Raw genomic sequence first — 21,999 nt, 5'->3', positions numbered from 1 at the left:
GGAACATGGGCAAATGGGAGAAGATAAGAAGGAAGAAGTCTGTTGCTGCTGCGAGAAGCATAAGGAACGTTCTGATAATGAATACCGGGATCTAATGAACCGGCTGAAGAGGATCGAAGGTCAGGTGCGTGGAATACAGGGAATGCTGGAGAAGAATGCCTACTGTATCGATATTCTGGTTCAGGTATCTGCGATCAATGCAGCACTGAACAGTTTTAATAAAAAACTGCTGGCAAATCACATTGAGACTTGTGTGGCGGAGAATATCCGGGAGGGGAATGACGATGTCATTCAGGAACTGGTGAATGTTTTGCCAAAACTTATGAAGTAAGAGGAAGGTGAAGTTTGTTATGGAACAGTATCAGGTAACAGGCATGAGCTGTGCAGCCTGCAGCTCCCGTGTAGAAAAGGCGGTTTCGGCGGTGCCGGGAGTGACATCCTGCTCAGTCAGTCTGCTGACCAACTCCATGGGAGTGGAAGGAAGCGCATCTCCGGAAACCATTATTCAGGCGGTGGCAGATGCGGGATACGGGGCATCCTTGAAGAAAAGTGGAGAGAACAAGGCTGGAAGCACACAGCCGAATTATGATGATATGCTGAAGGACACAGAGACACCGAAGATGAAGAAGCGTCTGATTGCGTCGGTAGTACTTCTGATTCCGCTGATGTATGTGTCCATGGGACATATGATGTGGAACTGGCCACTGCCATCCTTCTTTGAAGGCAACCATGTAGCCATGGGATTGGTACAGCTTTTGTTTACCATTGCCATTATGGTGATCAACCAAAAGTTCTTTGTGAACGGTGTGAAGGGGATTCTTCATAAGTCCCCGAATATGGATACCCTGGTGGCGTTGGGGTCCGGAGCATCCTTTGTTTACAGTGTGTACGCCCTGTTTGCCATGACCGGTGCACAGGTGGCAGGAGATGGCGAGGCGGTCATGAGCTACATGCATGAGTTTTACTTTGAATCGGCTGCTATGATTCTGACCCTGATTACCGTGGGAAAGATGCTGGAGGCAAGGTCTAAGGGAAAAACCACAGATGCACTGAAGAGCTTGATGAAACTGGCTCCGAAGACAGCCACGGTAATTCGTGATGGCAAGGAAGTAGAGGTGGGAATCGAGCAGGTACGTATCGGAGATCATTTTGTAGTAAGACCTGGGGAAAATATACCTGTGGATGGTATTGTAATAGAAGGAACCAGTGCGGTAAATGAATCAGCACTGACCGGAGAGAGTATTCCGGTGGACAAAGAAAAGGGCGATAGTGTATCAGCAGCAACCTTGAATCAGTCTGGCTTCTTACGATGCGAAGCAACCAGAGTAGGAGAAGATACCACTCTTTCCCAGATCATTCAGATGGTCAGTGATGCAGCGGCAACCAAGGCACCCATTGCCAAGGTCGCAGACCGGGTATCCGGAATCTTTGTACCGGCAGTTATTACCATTGCGGTTGTAACGATTATCATCTGGCTGCTGGCAGGACAGAGCATTGGTTTTGCCCTGGCAAGAGGTATTTCGGTACTGGTAATCAGCTGCCCTTGTGCTCTTGGTCTGGCAACACCGGTTGCCATTATGGTTGGCAATGGTATGGGAGCCAAACATGGTATTATGTTTAAGACCGCAGTATCTCTGGAAGAGACTGGTAAGACAGATATCGTGGCACTGGATAAGACCGGTACGATTACCAGCGGGGAACCGGAAGTAACCGATATGGTTCCGGCAGAAGGATACAGTGAGGAAAAACTGCTTCTGGCAGCACTGGCACTGGAGCAGAAGAGTGAACATCCACTGGCACATGCGATTGTACGTCTGGCACAGGAAAAACAGATAACCTGTGATGCGGTGGGAGAGTTCGTAGCAGTAGCAGGAAACGGTCTGACAGGTACGCAGAAAGGTGTACGCCTGACAGGTGGTAACCGGAAGTTTATCGAAAGCCGTGTGAAGATCCCGGCAGAGATTGCAAAAGCTGCAGATAGCCTGGCAGAACAGGGAAAAACACCGCTGTTTTTTGCAGAGGATGAGAAGCTGATCGGTATGATTGCGGTAGCGGATGTCATCAAGAAAGACAGTTATCAGGCTATTCAGGAACTGAAGAACATGGGTATTCATGTAGTTATGCTGACCGGTGATAATGAACGTACTGCAAAAGCCATCGGCAGTCAGGCCGGCGTGGATGAAGTCATTGCCGGAGTTCTGCCGGATGGAAAAGAAGAAGTAGTTCGTAAGCTGAAGGAAAAAGGCAAAGTCACTATGGTAGGTGACGGAATCAATGATGCACCTGCATTGACAAGGGCAGATATCGGTATGGCAATCGGTGCCGGAACGGATATTGCCATTGATGCGGCTGATGTGGTACTGATGAAGAGCAGACTTCTGGATGTACCGGCTGCAATCCGTCTGAGTCGTGCTACATTAAGAAATATCCATGAAAACCTGTTCTGGGCGTTCTTTTATAATGTAATTGGTATTCCACTTGCGGCTGGTTTGTGGTATCCTATATTCGGCTGGAAGCTGAATCCGATGTTCGGGGCAGCAGCCATGAGTCTTTCCAGTTTTTGTGTAGTCAGCAATGCATTGCGGCTGAATTTCTTCACCATGTATGATGCGAGAAAGGATAAGAAGCACAAAAACCATAAAAAACAGATAAAGATATCTGATACAGATCAGAATAAAGAAGTAAAAGAAGAAAAGGAGATAAATGAGATGAAAAAGACAATGGAAATCAAAGGCATGATGTGTGGACACTGTGAAGCAAGAGTAAAGAAGACACTGGAAGCCATTGAAGGTGTAACGGAAGCAGTAGTAAGCCATGAAAGCGGAACAGCAATCGTTACCATGAGCACAGAAGTGGCAGACGACGTGCTGAAGAGTGCAGTAGAAGCACAGGACTATGAAGTAACCGGAATTCATGCATAAGAAGAATGCGTAAGCATTCCTGAATCACAAAAGCTGGCTGTATACACAGTCGGCTTTTCGTGTGTACATCAGATGTGAGATGACTCCCACCTCTTTAGGTGGCGAGGAGCAAATTAGTATCAGTGGTGGGAGTCAATCCCCCATCTGATATAGCCTCCGGCAGGATTGCAGAGATGCGCAAAAGAAATATGTCATGCTTTGCATGACGCGCATCTCGCAGCAAGAATGCCGAGGCATTCTTGAAAGGATAAAAAAGAAAGGAAGCGTAACACCATGAAACTGGGAAGAAATGATGCCTGCTGGTGTGGCAGCGGGAAAAAATATAAAAAGTGTCATGAAGCATTTGATGAAAAGATTGCGCAGTTTGCAAGAGATGGAGCAGAAGTGCCGGATCATTCTATGATTAAGACGCCGGAGCAGATCGCAGCCATCAAAGAGAGTGCAAAGATTAATATAGCGGTGCTGGATTATGTGGCAGAACATATCAAAGCAGGTGTGACTACAGAAGAGATCGATCAGTGGGTATATAATGAGACCACGAAGCGCGGCGGTATTCCGGCACCTCTGGATTATGAGGGCTTCCCGAAGAGTGTGTGCACTTCCATCAACGAAGTAGTATGCCACGGAATTCCGTCTGACAAAGTGGTTTTGAAAGATGGGGATATCGTAAATGTAGATGTATCCACCATTCTGAACGGGTATTTTTCCGACTCTTCCAGAATGTTCTGTATCGGGGATGTTTCCGAAGAAAAACGGAAACTGGTCGAAGTTACAAAAGAGAGCATTGAAGTCGGTTTAAAAGAAGTAAAACCATGGGGATTCTTAGGTGATATGGGGCAGGCAATCAATGATTATGCACAGGCACATGGATACTCCGTAGTCAGGGAGATCGGCGGGCACGGTGTGGGACTGGAATTCCATGAAGACCCATGGGTCAGCTACGTATCCAGACGCGGTGAAGAAATGCTCATGGTTCCGGGAATGATGTTCACCATCGAGCCAATGATCAACATGGGAAGCGCAGACATCTTCCAGGATGAAGAAGACGGCTGGACCGTGTATACAGAAGACGGCAAGCCATCTGCACAATGGGAGATTCAGGTACTGATAACTGAGGATGGATACGAGATTATAGCTTATTAAGCAAGGAACGCTGTTAATGAATGAAAAACGCACTGCCAGAGGATATATTTCTGGCAATGCGTTTTTTTACGTGAACAGGAAAGTTTATTTAATAAATAGAAAGAACATCGTCCACATTTTTGCGTTTCGGTCTGGATGGAATATCGGCAGCCTGTCCGATGGCAATGACAGACACAATCACTTCTTCTTCTGGAATAGACAGAAGTTCACGAATCTTATCAGCATCACGGATTCCCATAATCAGAGTGGAGAATCCACATTCCACAGCCTTTAAGATCAGGTTTTCATTCTGGAGCCCCAGATCATAACATCCCCAGCCGTTACCCAGTTCATTATCTGCTTCTTTTGTTTCATGTCCGTGAAATCCAGAGGTATCACGTACATAGGTGGTTACAATGTAAGCGGCATGTTCTGAATTACGCTGGTTGAATTCCGGAAGACATTCGGCACGGAACTTCTGAATCATATTCTCAGAAAGAATGCAGTGATATCTTCCTGTTTCTGTGTTTTTCCATGATGGAGCTTCCAGTGCTGCTTTCACAAGATCTTTAATGTCATCTGCTTCCGGTCTGCTGTCTGTGTCATAGTTTCGAATACTGCGGCGTTTTTCTAATAATTCCTGAAATTCCATAATTCATCTCCTCGAAAAAATATTTTGTTAATATTATGACATTTTCGAAAGAAAAAAGCAAATAGAATGTAATGGAAAGAAGAAAAATTCTTGAGTTGGTTTGATGGGAATGTTACAATAGCTATGTAGAAAAGTAACTGTTCAGAACCCACTGTCCCGCGAGGTGTTTTGGCATGAATATGCCAAAATCCCGAGACATGCATGCCAAAATTCTATCGCCAAAGGCGATTTTGTTGAATTTTGGCATCGTATCTGTGAAGGTATTGAACAGATACGTAGAAAATATGAATGGTTCAGGGAAGTTGTCGATGAGTGTGCGGAACCGTTATGAAACAGAATCAGTCAGGAGGGTGAAAAATGAGAAAAACAGAAATGTTCTTAGGTATAGCAATGCTGACATTGGCGTTTCCAATGACAGCATTTGCTTCAGACGGCTTTGAAGACTTTAATGATTACATGACAGAAGATGGCAATTATGCCTATTATTTTGAATGTGGAATCAATGTGAAAATGCCGGAAGACTGGTATAGGAATGTTCTCGTAGAAACGGAACAGAAGTTTGTGACCTTTTATCATCAGGCAAGCTACGATAAATACCTGGAAGACGGAGACAATGCAGGTGGAAAGCTCCTGACGATAGGATGTTCTGTGAATACGGATTTCAAGGATTATCCTGGTTATACCTATATCGGATATGACGAGGAAGAAGCCATGAATTATTATTACGCTGTTCCGACAGATTATCAGGGATACGCAGAGGATGAGGCGGTGAAGTCTGAATATGACCGGTTATATTCGGAATTGGAAGAAGTGTGTAAAAACATCACCTTGAATACAGACTATGACGATGATGATCTGGATGACAGTGAGGAAGCCGCAGAGATTGCCAGAAAAGCAACGGAGATTCAGCCGGAAGATAAGGGTGGAATGATTGCCGGTAAGATAGGCGGTGATGAGACGGAAACAAAGACAAGTGCGGAGCCGGAAGAATATATCTTTGATGAAAGTAAGTCTGATTATGAAGGTACGTGGGTATCTTTCGCTGATGCATATCAGGTGTACCTGCCGTCCTACTGGGATTATTATTATCTGACCGAGCAGGAAAAACAGGAAGGCATTCTATATAAGGCAGAAAGCGAAGCGGAAGATATCGCAGTCATTATCAATTATTCAGTGATTGGCAATGGAACTGAAGAAGATCTGTTGACAAATGAAGAGGTGGCAGAGAACTTTCAGCGTGCCGGATATCGTGAAGTGAAGCAGGTGGTGATTAATGGAATCACCAGTGTGACATGCAGTATCCCGGATGAGGATATCAGTCTGACAGCATTTTTAAATGAAGAAGGAAATCGCCTTTATATGGTGATGGTAAATACGGATGAAGAGACTTCCATGCACTATATAGAACCGATTCTCCATTCCGTGAAAAAAGTATAACAGGATAAAGAAAAGAGTCGTCTGTGCCGCATAAACGCGAGCACAGGTGACTCTTTTTCATAAGTGAGCAGATCAAAAGCCAGAAAACTCCGTCCCAAATGGTCACCAATGATCAGGCGTAGTGATACTTCCTGCGCTGGCTGATCAGGCAGAGTACAGTCACGCAGATGGTCAGTAATTCGGCAATCGCCACGGATCCCCAGATACCGTCGATGCCGAGGAACATCGGCAGAATCCATACCACACTGAGCTGGAAGACCAGAGTTCGCAGGAAGGAAATCAATGCGGATAACGGACCATTGTTCAGTGCGGTAAAGAAGGAAGATCCGAAGATGTTGAATCCGCAGATCAGGAAGGTCAGACTGAAAATACGGAAGCCGTGGCGGGTAAGCCGGAATAGTTCTGCATCATATCCCACAAAGATCTGAGCCAGAGGGGCGGCAATGAGCTGGGCCATAACCACCTGTACCATGCTGGTTATGGCAATCAGCCGCAGGCTCTTATTCAGCATATTCTTCAGCTCAGAATGATTTTCGGCACCGTAATGGTAGCTGACGATTGGAGCACTTCCGATGGAGTATCCGATAAAGATGGCAGCAAAAATAAAGTTGACGTACATGATGGTTCCGTAAGCGGCTACTCCGTTTTCTCCGCTGAATTTCATCAACTGAAGGTTATACATGGAATTCACGATGGAGCTAGACAGATTTGTCATCAGTTCGGAGGAACCATTGGTACAGGTTTTACACAAAATACTGCCGTAAAATCTGGTTTTACCAAGACGAAGCTTGCTGGAATTTTTCCTGGAAAAATAAAGTAATGGAGTAATACCGCCAATACATTCACCGCAGATCGTAGCAATTGCGGCACCTGCCAGTCCCCAGCGGAAGATTCCCACAAAGAGCAGGTCCAGAACCATATTCGTAACACCGGCGGAGATGATCACGGCAAGTCCCAGTTTTGGCTTTTCAGCTGTGACAAAAAAGCTTTGAAATACATTCTGCAGCATAAAGGCAGTCAGGGAAATACTGCTCAGTCGGCCATATAAAATACAATTCTTTAAAAGTTCTCCTTCGGCACCCATCATAATGGCAACAGGCTTAATCAGGACTGCCTGTACGCAGCTGAAGAAAATGCCGCCTGCAATAGTCACATAGATCAGCATGGAAAAGTATTCATTGGCTTTTTCTTTTTTCCTTTCTCCAAGAGTCTTTGCGACGATGGCACTGCCTCCGGTACCCATCATAAAGCCCAGTGCAGAAAAAGCCATAAGAAACGGCATTGCCAGATTCACAGCGGCAAATGCAGACTTACCAACAAAGTTGGAAACGAACAGGCCATCTACAACACTGTAAATAGAAGTAAATATCATCATCACAATGGATGGAAAAACAAATTTTAATAATCGCGGGTAGGTAAAATGATCTGATAATTGTATCACGCTATACATGCTCCTTTCTGTTCGATGGAAGATCCTTCATGGTTTTATCCAGCCGGGTCATGTATTCTTCCAGAAGATTCAGAAAAATCAGGGATTGCTGTTCTCCCATCTGAAGAAATACCTTATTTTCTGCTTCAATAATTGGCAAAATATTCTCTTCTGTAATAATTTTCCCTTTTTCAGTCAGATAAATCAGTTTTTCACGTCCCCTTCCGGATTCAAGGGTCAGATAGCCATCTTCAGCCATTTTTCGAATGGAAGAATGAACGGTCTGTTTGGGAATATAACAGGCCTGACAGATATCCTTCTGACGGCAGCCATCGCCCATTTCCACGATGGAATACAAAATATCAAACATGCTGGAAGACATGCCGGCTCTCTGCGAAGCATCATGATACATATCAATTAGTTTTTTATTAATATGATTATACCGGGCCAGATCGGCACTGATTTTGATATGGGTGTGCATAAAAAGTTCCTCCTGAAGTCTGAAATCGGACTAAATATAGTATAGTCCGATTTCAGACTTACGTCAAGGAGAAAAAAGAAAATCATCAAACAAAGAAACAGGGGATGGAGAAAATAGCGTTATTTATAGAAGTAAAGTATGTAATGGCTTTCTGTCTGAAACGGTGTAGGATGATGAAAGAAGGGGGAAAAAGAAAGGACATCACAGGATATCAGAAGAAAAGATATTCTGTAATGCCCTCTTTCTTATTATGCTTTGCTTTTCTCAATAGCTGCCTGCACAAATCCTTTGAACAGAGGATGTGGGCGGTTTGGACGGGACTTCAGTTCCGGGTGTGCCTGGGTGGCAATAAAGAATGGATGATCTTTGATCTCGATCATCTCTACGATTCTGCCATCCGGTGACAGTCCGGAGAGGGTAAGACCATTTTCGGTCAGGATCTTGCGGTAATCGTTGTTGACTTCATAACGGTGTCTGTGGCGTTCCGCAATCTGATCTGTTCCGTAGAGTTCATATGCTTTTGTGGTCTTATCCAGTACACAAGGATAGGATCCAAGACGAAGGGTTCCACCAATGTCTTCGATGTCTTCCTGGTCTGGCATCAGTGCGATAACCGGATGAGTGGTGGCAGGATCCAGTTCGATGCTGTGGGCATCTTTCAGACCGGCTACGTTGCGGGCGTATTCCACAATGGCGAGCTGCATGCCAAGGCACAGACCGAGGAATGGAATCTTGTTAGTACGCGCATAATGGATAGCTATGATTTTGCCATCAATACCGCGTCCGCCGAAGCCGCCAGGGACCAGAATACCACTGACATCACCAAGCATTTCGTCGGCATTTTCCTCATTTAACTGTTCTGAATCAATCCATTTGATATGAACAGTGGCATGTTCTGCAATACCGCCGTGCTTCAGTGCTTCTACTACGCTGATATAAGCATCGTGAAGCTGAATGTATTTTCCAACCAGAGCAACAGTAACGTCTTTGGTTGGATGACGGAGTGCGTCCACCATAGCCTTCCAGTCAGTCAGATCCGGTTCCGGACAAGGAAGGTTCAGACATTCACAGGCTACCTGAGCCAGATGTTCTTCTTCCATGGCAAGCGGTGCTTCATACAGATATTCTACATCCAGATTCTGAAGTACATGGCTGACAGGAACATTGCAGAAAAGGGCAATTTTCTCTTTCAGTCCATCTTCCAACGGATGTTCGGAGCGGCATACCAGAATATCCGGCCAGATTCCCATTCCCTGTAACTGCTTTACACTGGTCTGGGTTGGCTTCGTCTTCATTTCCCCGGATGCTTTCAGATACGGAATCAGGGATACATGGATCAGGATGGCATTTTCCCGTCCAACATCATGTTGGAACTGACGGATTGCCTCCAGAAACGGCTGGCTTTCAATATCACCTACGGTGCCACCCACTTCAATAATAGCAATATGGGTTTCATTTTCATTATAATTACGGTAAAAACGGCTTTTGATCTCATTGGTGATATGAGGAATTACCTGAACGGTGCCTCCGCCAAAGTCTCCGCGTCGTTCTTTGTGAAGAACAGACCAGTAAATCTTACCGGTTGTAACATTGGAATTCTTAGTCAGGCTCTCATCAATGAATCGTTCATAGTGACCCAGATCCAGGTCTGTCTCAGCACCGTCATCTGTTACAAAAACTTCACCGTGCTGGATCGGGTTCATGGTACCCGGGTCAATGTTAATGTATGGATCAAATTTCTGCATGGTTACTTTGTATCCACGGGCTTTCAAAAGACGGCCAAGAGATGCTGCGGTAATACCCTTACCAAGACCGGATACTACACCTCCTGTTACAAATACGTATTTTACTGGCATAAAAGTTCCTCCTTAAATCTGAAAAAGTGGTGTAATCTCCCACGGAAGATTACACCCCTTTGTGCAACATAGTAATTACATACCATGCACATGATTATAGCGGATTTCCATTTAAAAAGAAATGAAAAATTTAAATTTATTTATGAGTAGTTCTGATAAAAACAATTCATTTTTTTGATTGCTCATCTTATTTCTTATGGAAGTTGCGCTTGCTTTCGTATACCGGCTCAGAAGTAAACTGAATGGACAGACGCTGGAAGGTCTTAATATCCACGGAAGAGAGCAGAACGCTGGTGTGTACCTGGCATCCGGCAAGTTTTGGAAGCTGGTCAAGAGCCGCCTGTGCATCCGGATTGTTTTCGGCACTGGTGGACAGGGCAATCAGGACTTCATCGGTATGAAGACGCGGGTTTCGGCTTCCCAGATACTCGGTCTTTAACTTCTGGATCGGATGGATGGCTGCAGGGGAAATGACCTTTTTCGTATGATCAATACCGGCAAGAAGCTTCAGTGCATTCAGCAGAAGAGCTGCAGAAGCACCCAGAAGATCAGTGGTCTTTCCGGTAACAATGGTTCCGTCATTCAGTTCCATAGCTGCAGCCGGGCCGTCTGTTTCTTCGCTGCGCTGCAGAGCGGCAGTTACCACTTTACGATCGGTCTTGGTGATGCCTGCCTGTTTCATAATGAGTTCGATCTTCATCACTTCTTCTTCTGTGGAAGTGCCGTAAACCAGGCCATTCAGGGACTTATAGTAACGGCGGATGATCTCCTGACGGGAAGCTTCTTTGCAGGCTTCATCATCACAGATACAGTTGCCTGCCATATTCACACCCATGTCTGTCGGGGACTTGTATGGACTTTCTCCGGAGATCTTTTCAAACATGGCATCTAATACCGGGAAGATTTCTACGTCACGGTTATAATTAACAGCAGTCTCGCCATAAGCTTCCAGATGGAACGGGTCGATCATGTTGACATCATTTAAGTCAGCGGTAGCTGCTTCATAGGCAAGATTTACCGGATGCTTCAGCGGAATATTCCAGATCGGGAAGGTCTCGAACTTGGCATATCCGGCATGAATGCCCCGCTTATGTTCATGGTACAGCTGGGAAAGGCAGGTAGCCATTTTTCCGCTTCCAGGTCCGGGTGCTGTGATAACAACCAGTGGACGGGAAGTCTCAATATAATCGTTCTTTCCGTAACCTTCGTCGCTGACAATCAGTGGAATGTTACTTGGGTAACCAGGGATTACATAGTGGGTATATACCTTAATACCCAGTTTCTGAAGACGGCTGCGGAAGACATCTGCACTGTTCTGGCCGGCATACCGGGTAATGACAACACTTCCCACATACAATCCACGCTCTTTGAAGACGTCGATCAGACGAAGAACATCGGAATCATAAGTAATACCAAGGTCCCCACGGATCTTGTTCTTTTCAATGTCACCGGCACTGATGACGATGACGATCTCGGCCTGATCAGAAAGCTGCATCAGCATACGAAGCTTGCTGTCCGGGGCAAAACCAGGGAGTACTCTGGATGCATGATAATCGTCAAAAAGTTTGCCGCCAAATTCCAGATACAGCTTGTTGCCAAACTGACTGATACGTTCTTTAATATGTTCTGACTGCATGGTCAGATACTTATCATTATCAAATCCTGTTTTCATGTTCACCTATCCTTTGTTCGTTTTAAATACAGAAAACCACTCATGTGCATGCACATTGTGGTTTCAAATTTCGATGCTGTAATTATCATATACTAACCGGCTCATTTTTACCAGACATTTTTTACAGGAAATGTACGAAACTGCGAAAAGTCATTGACAATAGAGTAAGACAAGACTAACATTAGGTTAGATAAATAAAACTTTCTATAGTTATGACATATCATATCTGTGAAAAGGGGGATGTGAGGAGGAGATTATGTTTTTACAGATACAGGGTATCAAAAAGTCATTTGGATCCGGAGACAGCAGAGTCAATGTACTAAAAGGGCTGGATCTGGAGATTGAAAAAGGGGAATTTTGTGTACTGCTTGGACCGTCCGGTTCCGGAAAGTCCACGTTGCTGAATATTATCGGTGGAATTGACAGTGCTGATGAGGGAAAACTGATCATTGACGGAGAATGTCTGGCAGATATGTCGGAGAAAAAGCTGTCAGTGTACCGTAGAAAGCATCTTGGATATATATTCCAGATGTATAATTTGATTCCCAATCTGACCGTAAGGGAAAATATAGAGGTGGGAGCTTATTTAAGTGATCAGCCTCTGGATGTGGACGAATTGCTTCATATTCTTGGCATTTATGAGCATCAGAAGAAACTGCCGAATCAACTCTCCGGTGGACAGCAGCAGCGGTGTGCCATAGGACGTGCTATTGTGAAGAATCCGGATATTCTGCTTTGCGATGAACCGACGGGCGCACTGGATTATAATACGTCAAAGGAAATTCTGAAGCTCATTGAAACCGTGAACCAAAAGTACGGGAATACGATTGTGATGGTAACCCACAATGATGCGATCAAAGATATGGCAGATCGTGTGGTAAAACTGCGAGACGGCATGATCCGGAAAAATTATATCAATGAACACAAAATTCCTGCCGCTGAGCTGGACTGGTAAGGAGGAAATGTGATGAAGAATCCTTTACACAAACGATTGCCGCGGGAACTGAAAAGCGAATTTGGAAAATATGCAGTGGTATTTTTTCTTATGGTAGCCACTATTGGTTTTGTGTCCGGATTTCTGGTGGCAGATAACAGTATGCTGATTGCCTACAATGAAAGCTTTGAAAAATATAACATTGAAGATGGCAATTTCCGCACCGCAGACCGGATCTACCGGAGCCAGCGGGAAGATATTGAGAAACTGGGGATCAGACTGTATGAGAACTATTATATAGAAGAAGAACTGGATAACGGAAACACCATGCGCTTCTTCAAGAACCGGGAGGAGGTTAATAAAGTCTGCCTGATGGAAGGAGTATTCCCGGAACATACAGGCGAGATTGCCATTGATCGTATGTATGCAGACAATAATCAGCTCTCTGTGGGAGATACACTGACCAGCAAAGACAAATCATGGAAAATCACGGGACTGGTTGCGTTATCGGATTATAGCTGTCTGTTCCAGAATAATAATGACTCCATGTTTGACTCGGTAAAATTCGGTGTATCCGTGGTCACAGCGGACGAATTTGATTCCCTGAATCAGGATAAACTGCAGTACAATTATTCCTGGAAATACAATCAGGAACCATCGGATGAAAAGGAAGAAAAAGAGATCTCAGAAGATCTCATGGAAGATATAGGGGCAATTGTTACCCTTGAGACCTTCGTCCCAAGATATACCAATCAGGCAATTACCTTTACCGGAGAGGATATGGGTGGAGACAGGGCAATGATCATCATGCTGCTGTATATCATCATGGTCATTATGGCATTTGTATTCGGTATCACCATCAGCAATACCATCCGGAAAGAAGCCGGTGTGATTGGCACGTTACGGGCATCCGGCTATACCAGAAGAGAACTGGTGCTTCATTATATGGAACTGCCGGTGCTGGTAACTCTGGCAGGTGCCCTGATTGGAAATATTCTGGGCTATACCGTGCTGAAAAATGTGTGTGCAGGCATGTATTATGGAAGCTACAGTCTGCCCACTTATAAAACGGTGTGGAATGCAGAGGCATTTTTGCTGACAACTATAGTTCCGGTGCTGATTATGCTGGTGGTAAATTACAGTGTACTGCGGCACAAACTGCGTCTCTCTCCACTGAAATTCCTGCGCAGGGATCTGTCCGGAAAGAAACAGAAGCGTGCCATTGCTTTAAGTCCGAGAATCAAGATCTTTTCCAGATTTCGTCTCAGAGTTATTTTTCAGAATATGAGCAATTATGTGGTACTTTTTATCGGGATTGTGTTTGCCAATCTGCTGCTGATGTTCGGACTGCTTTTGCCATCAGTGTTGTCGCACTATCAGCTGGAGATACAGAACAATATGCTGGCAAAATACCAGTATATGCTTCAGGTCCCGGTTAGTGCCATCAGTGGAAGCAAGTTAGAGGAACTGCTGAATCTGGCAATGTTTTATATGGATGTGCGGACCGATAATGACGATGCAGAGAAGTTTTCAGCTTATTCGCTGAATACACTGCCGGGCAAATATAAGTCAGAAGAGGTGCTGCTCTATGGTGTGGAACCGGACAGCAAATATGTGAAGGCAGATCTGGAAGACGGGGCATACATTTCCAGTGCCTATGCAGATAAATTTCAGATACAGGTGGGAGATACTATTACCCTGAAAGAAAAATATGAGAAGGATGAGTATTCCTTTCAGGTGGACGGTATCTACGATTATACAGCAGGTCTTTGTGTATTCATGGAGAGAGACAAGCTGAATGAGACTTTTGATCTGGAGGATGATTATTACAGTGGATATTTCTCAGATACTGAAATCACGGATATCCGGAAAAAATATATTGGATCCGTAGTGGATCTGGATGCACTGACCAAGATTTCCCGTCAGCTGGATGTGTCTATGGGAAGCATGATGGGACTGGTGAATGGTTTTGCTATTTTAATTTACATGGTACTGATTTATCTGCTGTCGAAGATTATCATTGAGAAAAATGCACAGTCCATTTCCATGGTAAAGATTCTGGGATATACCAATGGAGAGATCAGCAGATTGTATATTATGTCAACCTCGATTGTGGTGGTGATTTGCCTGTTGGTAAGTCTTCCGATAGAACGGGCTGTGATGGAAGTATTGTTCCGTGAAATGATGCTTGCCAGCATATCCGGGTGGATTACCATGTGGGTGGACCCAATGATCTATGTACAGATGTTTGCAGCAGGTCTGCTCACCTACGTAGCAGTTGCCCTGCTGGAATTCCGGAAAATCAAAAAAGTTCCAATGGATGAAGCACTGAAAAACGTAGAATAAAAGAAAGGCAAAATCGAAAGGCACTGCAGGCGCTGTAACAACGTCTGACAGTGCCTTATTTTATAGTTTTTTTATGAAATAAAGAAATCTTTTTCGAAAGTGTATATTGATTTCTGAACGGATAATCCTTATACTTAATAATGAGTGTTTTTTACACATAGGAGGAATGAAATGGACAATAACCAAAATGGTTCTAATAATGGACCAGGCAATCGAAAAGGCCCGAAAAATGGTCAGACGATTATTATATTTCTGATTGTTACGGTGATTACACTGATTGTAATGGCATTGTTTAACAGCATGATGAACGGTACGACGAATCAGGAGATTACGTACAATAAGTTCATGGAGATGCTGGACAATGGAGAAGTGGACAGTGTAGTGATCGAATCCAATCAGTATGTAATTACACCAAAGGAACAGCCTTACGGATTCTCATCCCTGAAAGGCATGAAGTTTACTTACTATACAGGTGTGGTAAATGATCCGAAGCTGTCAGAAAAGCTTCTGGATGCAGGTGTGGACTTTAAGAAAGAGATCCCGGATATGTCATCCGAGCTGCTTTACAGTGTATTATCCTTTGTATTGCCACTGATTCTGATCTGGGTAATTATGGGATTCGCCATGAAAAGAATGGGCGGCGGAGGCGGCGGTGTCATGGGCATCGGCAAGAACAAGGCCAGAGTGTATGCCCAGAAGGAGACCGGTGTTACCTTTAAGGATGTAGCAGGACAGGATGAAGCGAAGGAATCTCTGCAGGAAGTGGTAGACTTCCTGGAGAATCCGGGAAAATATACGAAGATTGGTGCGAAGCTGCCGAAGGGAGCCCTGTTAGTGGGACCTCCCGGAACCGGTAAGACGCTTCTGGCAAAGGCAGTGGCAGGTGAGGCACATGCACCGTTTTTCTCCCTGTCAGGTTCTGAATTTGTAGAGATGTTTGTCGGTGTGGGTGCATCCCGTGTCCGTGAACTGTTCGAGGAAGCCAAGAAGAATGCACCGTGTATCATCTTTATTGATGAGATTGATGCCATCGGTAAGAGCCGTGACAGCAGATTTGGCGGCGGTAATGATGAACGGGAACAGACGCTGAATCAGCTTCTTGCAGAGATGGATGGATTTGACAGCGGATCAGGACTTCTGATTCTGGCAGCCACCAACCGTCCGGAGGTTCTGGATCAGGCACTTCTCAGACCGGGACGTTTTGACCGTCGTGTGGTTGTAGATAAGCCTGATCTTCAGGGACGTATTGATGTATTGAAGGTTCATTCCAAGAACGTCATGATGGACGAGACGGTAGATCTGGAAGCCATTGCGCTGGCAACATCCGGTGCAGTAGGATCGGATCTGGCGAACATGATTAATGAAGCTGCGATCCTTGCTGTTAAGAAGGGAAGAAATGCAGTCAGCCAGCAGGATCTGTTTGAGTCAGTAGAAGTGGTACTGGTTGGTAAGGAGAAGAAGAACAAGATCCTCAGTAAGGAAGAGAGACGGATTGTTTCTTACCATGAAGTTGGTCATGCACTGGTCAGTGCACTTCAGAAGGATTCCGAGCCGGTTCAGAAGATCACTATTGTACCTCGAACCATGGGTGCCCTTGGTTATGTTATGAATGTTCCGGAAGAAGAAAAGTACCTGAATACTAAGGCAGAGATTCAGGCACGGATCGTGGAATGTGTCGGCGGACGTGCAGCAGAAGAGATAGTGTTTAACAGCATCACTACAGGTGCGGCCAATGATATTGAGCAGGCAACCAAGATGGCAAGGGCTATGATTACTCAGTACGGTATGTCTGAGAAGTTCGGTATGGTTGGTCTGGAGTCACCGGAGAACCAGTACTTAAGTGGAAGGAATGTGCTGAACTGCAGTGATGAGACGGCAACTGAGATCGACCGTGAGGTAGTGAAGATCATCAAAGATGCGTATGCAGAAGCTTTAAGACTTCTGCGTGAGCACAGAAAGGCACTGGATGAGATTGCAGCTTTCCTGATTGAGAAAGAGACTATCACCGGAAAAGAATTCATGGACATCTTCCATGAGGTCGAGAGACGGGAAGAACAGGAAGCGGAAGAAGCTGCTGAGGCACAGGCAGAAGCGAAGGCAGAGCCTGTCGAAGATACAGTACCGGATAAGACTGCTGAGGCACAGACAGAAGCACAGACAGAAGTACAGCCGGAGCAGCAGGCGAGTGAGGCTGAAGAAGAGAAGACTGAGCCAGAAGCAGCTGCAGAGGATCAGTCCGAACAGGGTGAAAAGGATCATACAGATCATACAGAGATGTAAAAAGATATGTAACGATAATGCCCCGGTTCATGTACGAGATGACATGAACCGGGGCATTCTTTGTGATCTACTGGATGACAACTGCCATCTTTCCCATTTTGTTATAGATGCGTTCAAAGGAACTTGCCTTGCGCCATACGAGACCACTTAATGGGTCATTAATCAGTACTTTCCCTTTTTTCTTATCATAGCCACAGAAAACCACGCAGTGTTCGTAGCGGTAGAAGGTCCATCTTTTTCCGTTGGCGCGGTAAGAATAGACGCCTACAGGATTGTACATGTACATGGAATTCCATACGATAACCGGAATGTTGGCGTCAACATAACGGTATAGATCTGAGAATCGGATGCCGGTCAGATCATAGGCTTTCAGTGCAGATTTTTGTGCCTTCAGATATTTGTTGGCAGTGGTAGTAAGCCCGGGAGAATAGATACCTCCGCCGGAACTGCTAAAAGGGCTGCCCCAGAACTTAGTAACAAAGTTCGAGCCGCTTCTGGAAAGATAGCGGGAGGCAATGGTAGTTTTGGATAAAGAAAAACCGTAATACTTCAGCACCATAGTAAGGGCAACGGATTCACATCCGGTTGGAAGCTGAGGGCGCTGCCGGACATTCTGCATGGAAATGACCTTCTTCTGATTCTTGTATTTTCCGGAAGAAGTGCTGCTGGCAGCTTCGGTAACCAGCATCTTTCCGGTGCGGTATCCGTTATGGTTGTAATAAAATTGACCGATCCATGTATTTTTGGCAATCTTGCCATTCGCCCTGGCATAATAGACATGTCCTTTATGATAAAAAGCCCGGTTCCGGTACATCTGTCCATTCTTGTCAAAATAGTAGGTTTTCTTTTTATAAGTCACCATACAGTTCCTGACGATGTTACCCTTTTTATTATAATAGTAGGTCCCGCCATTTTGTGTGACCAGTTTATTGTGGGGAACTTTGGCTGGACTGCCTGCGGAAACCGGCATAACAGCCAACGTCATCAGTAAAAGCAAAAGTGGAAGAAACAAAAATCTTTTTCTTGTTTTCATAGCAGCTCCTGATGAATGTAAGATACAATTAATTTAACATAAAAGTATATACAAAAGCAATCTTTCTATTATAATAATGATACTGGTACATCATACTAATGGGAGAAAGGTATAAAGAAATGCAGGATTTTTCATATGATTTTGAAGAACATGAGATGGAGATTGAGAACCGGATCCGCAATCTGATGTGGACGGTCAGCGGAGACTATGCCCTGAACACCAGGCTGGATGTGGCATCTTTTTCCAGAAATAAATATATATCCCTGTATGATGCCATTAAGCAGGGAGCTTTTGCCAAATATTTTGATAGCAGTGAACTCTCCATGTATATAGTAAAAAAGCTGTTTTATGGAGTGGAAGAACCGGTTCTGATGAATATTGCCCAGCTTTGTGTGGATATGGCAGTTTATCAGAAGATCGCGGCAGAGCGTCCGGGAGTGGCGAATATCCGAAAGAAGGCTTTTGAAGCTATGCTGGATCTGGATTTTCGCAAAATGAATGATTCCTTTATGGGAAGGGTGAAACTGGAAGTTATCCGACAGTTCCTGAACGGAAGGGGACGGGCAGAAAAAAGAATTCAGGATGTGCTGGATGTATTGTACCGGCTGGAAGAGACAGACAGCACCATGGAGATTATCAGAACCATAGACTGGATCTATAATTCCGCGATTGACCGTTCTTTTGAGAGAAAACACGGGGATCTGGATTTTGTGCTGCGAACTTCTGTAGAAGAACTGGCAGAAGCAACCTGGCAGGATTTCCTGGATGAGGAAATGTATGAATCCGTGCTGGAACAGCTGGTGGATCAGGTGAATCAGAAGGTTATCAGTCTGGATGAGAAAGATCAGAAGGAAGAAAAACAGTCGGATGGACCGAAGAAAAAAAGTATTGTAGTGTTGGATGAAAAGGCACTGGCAAAAATGAACAGTTATATGCAGCTGAATTTTGGCAAGTCTTATCTGTCAGAAACAGAACAGAAGAAGACAGACCGGAGATTGTGTAATGGTGCCCATGCTGACTGCAGTCTTTATTATACAGACGGAATCCTAGAGAATCCCGTGCTGGTTAATGCACAGTATGTCAATGCGAAGAAACAGGCAGACCGGAATCTGCTTCTGCTACGTAACAGTAAAAATATGGTAAAGAAAAATGTGGATATTATGACAGATAATCTGAAGCGTTCTCTGGTGACCAGGACACAGCAGGAAGAGCTGCTGGCAGATTATGGTCAGATCTTGCCGGTACGTCTCTGGAAGCTGGGACGGACAGAAGATACCAGGCTGTTTCAGCGGATTATCCGACAGAATCAGACTGATTTCGTGGTGGAGATTCTCATGGATGCCAGTGGTTCCCAGAGAGACCGACAGAGCCAGGTGGCGATACAGGCATTTATCATCAGTGAGGCTTTAAGCAACGTGCATATTCCTCATCGTGTGATGAGTTTCTGCACTTTCTGGGATTATACGGTAATGCAGAGATTCAGGGAGTATGATGCGCCCAAGAGCGAAAACCGGAAGATTTTTCAGTATACTACGTCTTCGAATAACCGGGACGGACTGGCAATCCGTGCAGCTTCCGATTCTCTGCTGCAAAGGGAGGAAGAGAATAAGATTCTGATTGTATTAAGTGACGGAAGACCGAATGACGTGGTTGTCAACCGCCCGAACAGCCGTAATCCCAAAGCTTACTGCGGAGATTATGCCATAAAGGATACGGCGCAGGAAGTGCGCAAAGCCAGAAACAAAGGTATTTTTGTGCTGGGTGTATTTGCAGGGAAAGAGCAGGATCTTCAGGCCGAAAAACGGATTTTCGGAAAAGATTTTGCATATATCAGGGATATTCGTAATTTTTCCAATGTGGTAGGACAGTATCTGCAAAAGCTGCTTGACTGGTGAATGTGACTGAAATATTACAAAAGATGTCAAAAAAGTCGAGGATTTAAAAAAAACGTAAAATTTATTGACAAACATACCTCCATATGTTAAGATGTGAACGTAACAAATGTAACATTTATGTAACAACTATGTATTTGATTGTATTGATTTCGTATTTATTGATTGATTATTTGGAGGTTTGATTCTGATGAACAAGGGAATGAAAAAGCATGTAATGAGAGCTGCGGCATGTTTTGTAACAGGAAGCATGCTGGTGGGAAGCAGCTCCATGGCAGCATTTGCGGCAGGTACCAGTCTGGTAGGTGTTGGAAGTGCGACCGTGAAGGAAGCATCTGTGGATAATACAACAGAAGAGACAGATGCAGCAACAGAGGATACAGCAACAGAGGATACTACAGTAGAAGAAACTACAGCAGAAGATACAGCAACAGAGGATACTGCGGCAGAGGAAGCAGCAGAAGAGACAGAAGCTGCACAGAGCAGTATGGTAGGAACGATTGCAGTAGCACAGCCTGGTGATGAGACATTTTTCTACATCAGAGCGAACGCAGATGTGAACTCTGATGTAGTCGGATACTTATATGACGGTAACTGTGCAACGATCCTGGGAGAAGAAGGAGACTGGTATTATGTACAGTCCGGCGGATGTACCGGATATGTGGCAAAGTATCTTCTGACTACAGGAGAAGCTGCAGCATCCGTTGTTGAACAGGTGGCTACTCCGGTGGCACAGGTCAATGCGGAAGCACTGATGGTTCGTTCAGAGCCTTCGGAAGACGCGGATGTAGTAGATACGGTTACAGCAGATCAGATTGTATATCTGGAAGAGGATCTGGGTGGATGGGCAAAGATCTCCACAGGAACTACCGAAGGATATGTCAGTGCAGATTATGTCAGTTATGCTACCTATCTTCCACAGGGTGAGAGCCAGGAAGAAGCAGAAGCAAGAATTGCAGAAGAAGAAGCTGCATACCAGGCATGGCTTGATGAACAGGAAAGACAGTATCAGGAACAGTTAGCAGCAGAACAGGCTGAATGGGAAGCACAGAATCAGGCTTGGATCGAATATCTCCAGAGCCAGAGCGATTATGCAGACCAGGCACAGGCGACAGCCGATGAAGCTCAGGCAGCAGCCGACCAGGCACAAGCGACAGCAGATCAGGCAGCGGCAGATCAGGCTTATGCAGAGCAGGTAGCAGCCGATGCACAGGCAGCACTGGATGAAGCATATAATACAGGTGATGAAGAGACTATTGCCAATGCAGAAGCATATGCACAGCAGACAGCAGCTGATGCACAGGCAACCGCAGATCAGGCACAGCAGAGTGCTTATGATGCACAGGCAGCGGCAGATCAGGCACAGACAGCGCAGGATGAGGCAGCAGCTGCTGACCAGACAGTATATGATACCGTATCTGATGCAGGAATTGATACATCCGAGGTTACGAATACTACAGATGACAGCAGTTCAAATTCTTCTTTAAGACAGCAGATTGTAGATTATGCACTTCAGTTTGTTGGTAATCCATACGTATATGGTGGAACTTCACTGACCAACGGAACAGACTGTTCCGGATTCACACAGTCTGTACTGGCTAACTTTGGAATCGATATCAGCAGAACAGCCGGACAGCAGTCTCAGGGTGGAACATCTGTTGATTTGAACAATCTGGAGCCTGGAGATCTGTTATACTATGAAGGAAGCGGAGATTATGGAATCGGGCATGTAACCATGTACATTGGTGACGGTAAGGTTGTACATGCCAGCAGTTCATCCACAGGTATCATCGTATCTGACGTAGACTACAGAACCCCGGTATCAGCTTCTGATTATATCGGAGACTAAAACAGACAATCAGATAATCAATAAATACATAAAGAGAGGGCACTGCAAATCCAATGCAGTGTCCTCTTGCATTTTCGGAATAAATCGAGTATGAT

General features: G+C 45.0%; 15 protein-coding genes. 9 read left to right on the top strand and 6 right to left on the bottom strand.

Annotated features, from left to right (window positions below; translation table 11 throughout):
* The first annotated feature begins 13 nt into the window (after window positions 1-13).
* The 3 genes from H8716_RS07385 to H8716_RS07375 all read left to right on the top strand — a co-directional run bounded on the left by H8716_RS07385 (window position 14) and on the right by H8716_RS07375 (window position 4,064).
* Window positions 14-331 (top strand): metal-sensing transcriptional repressor, encoded by a 318-nt coding sequence (locus H8716_RS07385; protein WP_249307929.1) that lies wholly within the window; start codon window positions 14-16, stop codon window positions 329-331.
* Window positions 332-350: 19 nt separating this feature from the next.
* Complete coding sequence (locus H8716_RS07380) at window positions 351-2,921, top strand: heavy metal translocating P-type ATPase (protein ID WP_249307928.1); 2,571 nt, start codon at window positions 351-353, stop codon at window positions 2,919-2,921.
* 273 nt (window positions 2,922-3,194) lie between these two features.
* Window positions 3,195-4,064 (top strand): methionyl aminopeptidase, encoded by an 870-nt coding sequence (locus H8716_RS07375; RefSeq protein ID WP_249307927.1) that lies wholly within the window; start codon window positions 3,195-3,197, stop codon window positions 4,062-4,064.
* Between the two features lie 88 nt (window positions 4,065-4,152).
* Here H8716_RS07375 and H8716_RS07370 read toward each other — a convergent pair whose 3' ends face one another.
* Complete coding sequence (locus H8716_RS07370) at window positions 4,153-4,695, bottom strand: nitroreductase family protein (protein ID WP_249307926.1); 543 nt, start codon at window positions 4,693-4,695, stop codon at window positions 4,153-4,155.
* Window positions 4,696-5,052: 357 nt separating this feature from the next.
* On the opposite strand from H8716_RS07370, the gene H8716_RS07365 reads away from it, so the two are divergent.
* Window positions 5,053-6,132 (top strand): hypothetical protein, encoded by a 1,080-nt coding sequence (locus H8716_RS07365; RefSeq protein WP_249307925.1) that lies wholly within the window; start codon window positions 5,053-5,055, stop codon window positions 6,130-6,132.
* A gap of 112 nt (window positions 6,133-6,244) precedes the next feature.
* Here the strand turns inward: H8716_RS07365 and H8716_RS07360 are convergent, their stop codons facing one another.
* The 4 genes from H8716_RS07360 to H8716_RS07345 all read right to left on the bottom strand — a co-directional run bounded on the left by H8716_RS07360 (window position 6,245) and on the right by H8716_RS07345 (window position 11,570).
* Window positions 6,245-7,573, bottom strand: coding sequence for an MATE family efflux transporter (locus tag H8716_RS07360; RefSeq protein ID WP_330606510.1), 1,329 nt, complete (start codon window positions 7,571-7,573; stop codon window positions 6,245-6,247).
* A 1-nt stretch (window position 7,574) separates the two neighbouring features.
* A complete protein-coding gene (locus tag H8716_RS07355; RefSeq protein WP_249307923.1) occupies window positions 7,575-8,042 on the bottom strand; it encodes a MarR family winged helix-turn-helix transcriptional regulator in 468 nt (155 codons plus the stop codon).
* 248 nt (window positions 8,043-8,290) lie between these two features.
* On the bottom strand, window positions 8,291-9,898 hold the full coding sequence (locus H8716_RS07350; protein ID WP_249307922.1) for a CTP synthase: 1,608 nt from the start codon (window positions 9,896-9,898) through the stop codon (window positions 8,291-8,293).
* Window positions 9,899-10,085: 187 nt separating this feature from the next.
* Window positions 10,086-11,570 (bottom strand): DUF1846 domain-containing protein, encoded by a 1,485-nt coding sequence (locus H8716_RS07345; RefSeq protein WP_249307921.1) that lies wholly within the window; start codon window positions 11,568-11,570, stop codon window positions 10,086-10,088.
* 256 nt (window positions 11,571-11,826) lie between these two features.
* Between H8716_RS07345 and H8716_RS07340 the strand changes: the two genes are divergently transcribed.
* The 3 genes from H8716_RS07340 to ftsH all read left to right on the top strand — a co-directional run bounded on the left by H8716_RS07340 (window position 11,827) and on the right by ftsH (window position 17,130).
* Window positions 11,827-12,525 carry an ABC transporter ATP-binding protein gene (locus H8716_RS07340; protein ID WP_249307920.1) on the top strand — a complete coding sequence of 233 codons (699 nt, stop codon included), beginning with the start codon at window positions 11,827-11,829 and terminating at the stop codon, window positions 12,523-12,525.
* 12 nt (window positions 12,526-12,537) lie between these two features.
* On the top strand, window positions 12,538-14,850 hold the full coding sequence (locus tag H8716_RS07335; protein WP_249307919.1) for an ABC transporter permease: 2,313 nt from the start codon (window positions 12,538-12,540) through the stop codon (window positions 14,848-14,850).
* A 171-nt stretch (window positions 14,851-15,021) separates the two neighbouring features.
* The gene (ftsH, locus tag H8716_RS07330; protein ID WP_249307918.1) at window positions 15,022-17,130 is read left to right on the top strand and encodes an ATP-dependent zinc metalloprotease FtsH; all 2,109 of its coding nucleotides are present in this window, start codon (window positions 15,022-15,024) and stop codon (window positions 17,128-17,130) included.
* Between the two features lie 67 nt (window positions 17,131-17,197).
* Here ftsH and H8716_RS07325 read toward each other — a convergent pair whose 3' ends face one another.
* Window positions 17,198-18,163: a C39 family peptidase gene (locus H8716_RS07325; RefSeq protein ID WP_249307917.1), complete on the bottom strand. Its 966-nt coding sequence runs from the start codon at window positions 18,161-18,163 to the stop codon at window positions 17,198-17,200.
* Window positions 18,164-18,282: 119 nt separating this feature from the next.
* Between H8716_RS07325 and H8716_RS07320 the strand changes: the two genes are divergently transcribed.
* Both H8716_RS07320 and H8716_RS07315 read left to right on the top strand, forming a co-directional pair.
* Complete coding sequence (locus H8716_RS07320) at window positions 18,283-20,058, top strand: cobaltochelatase CobT-related protein (protein WP_249307916.1); 1,776 nt, start codon at window positions 18,283-18,285, stop codon at window positions 20,056-20,058.
* A 187-nt stretch (window positions 20,059-20,245) separates the two neighbouring features.
* The gene (locus tag H8716_RS07315) at window positions 20,246-21,904 is read left to right on the top strand and encodes a C40 family peptidase (protein WP_249307915.1); all 1,659 of its coding nucleotides are present in this window, start codon (window positions 20,246-20,248) and stop codon (window positions 21,902-21,904) included.
* The last annotated feature ends 95 nt before the right edge of the window (window positions 21,905-21,999 follow it).

It is taken from the genome of Jingyaoa shaoxingensis, assembly GCF_014385005.1.
GTDB lineage: Bacteria > Bacillota > Clostridia > Lachnospirales > Lachnospiraceae > Marvinbryantia > Marvinbryantia shaoxingensis.
The sequence above is the reverse complement of the archived record's forward strand: the minus strand, read 5'-3'. Positions and strand labels throughout refer to the sequence as shown.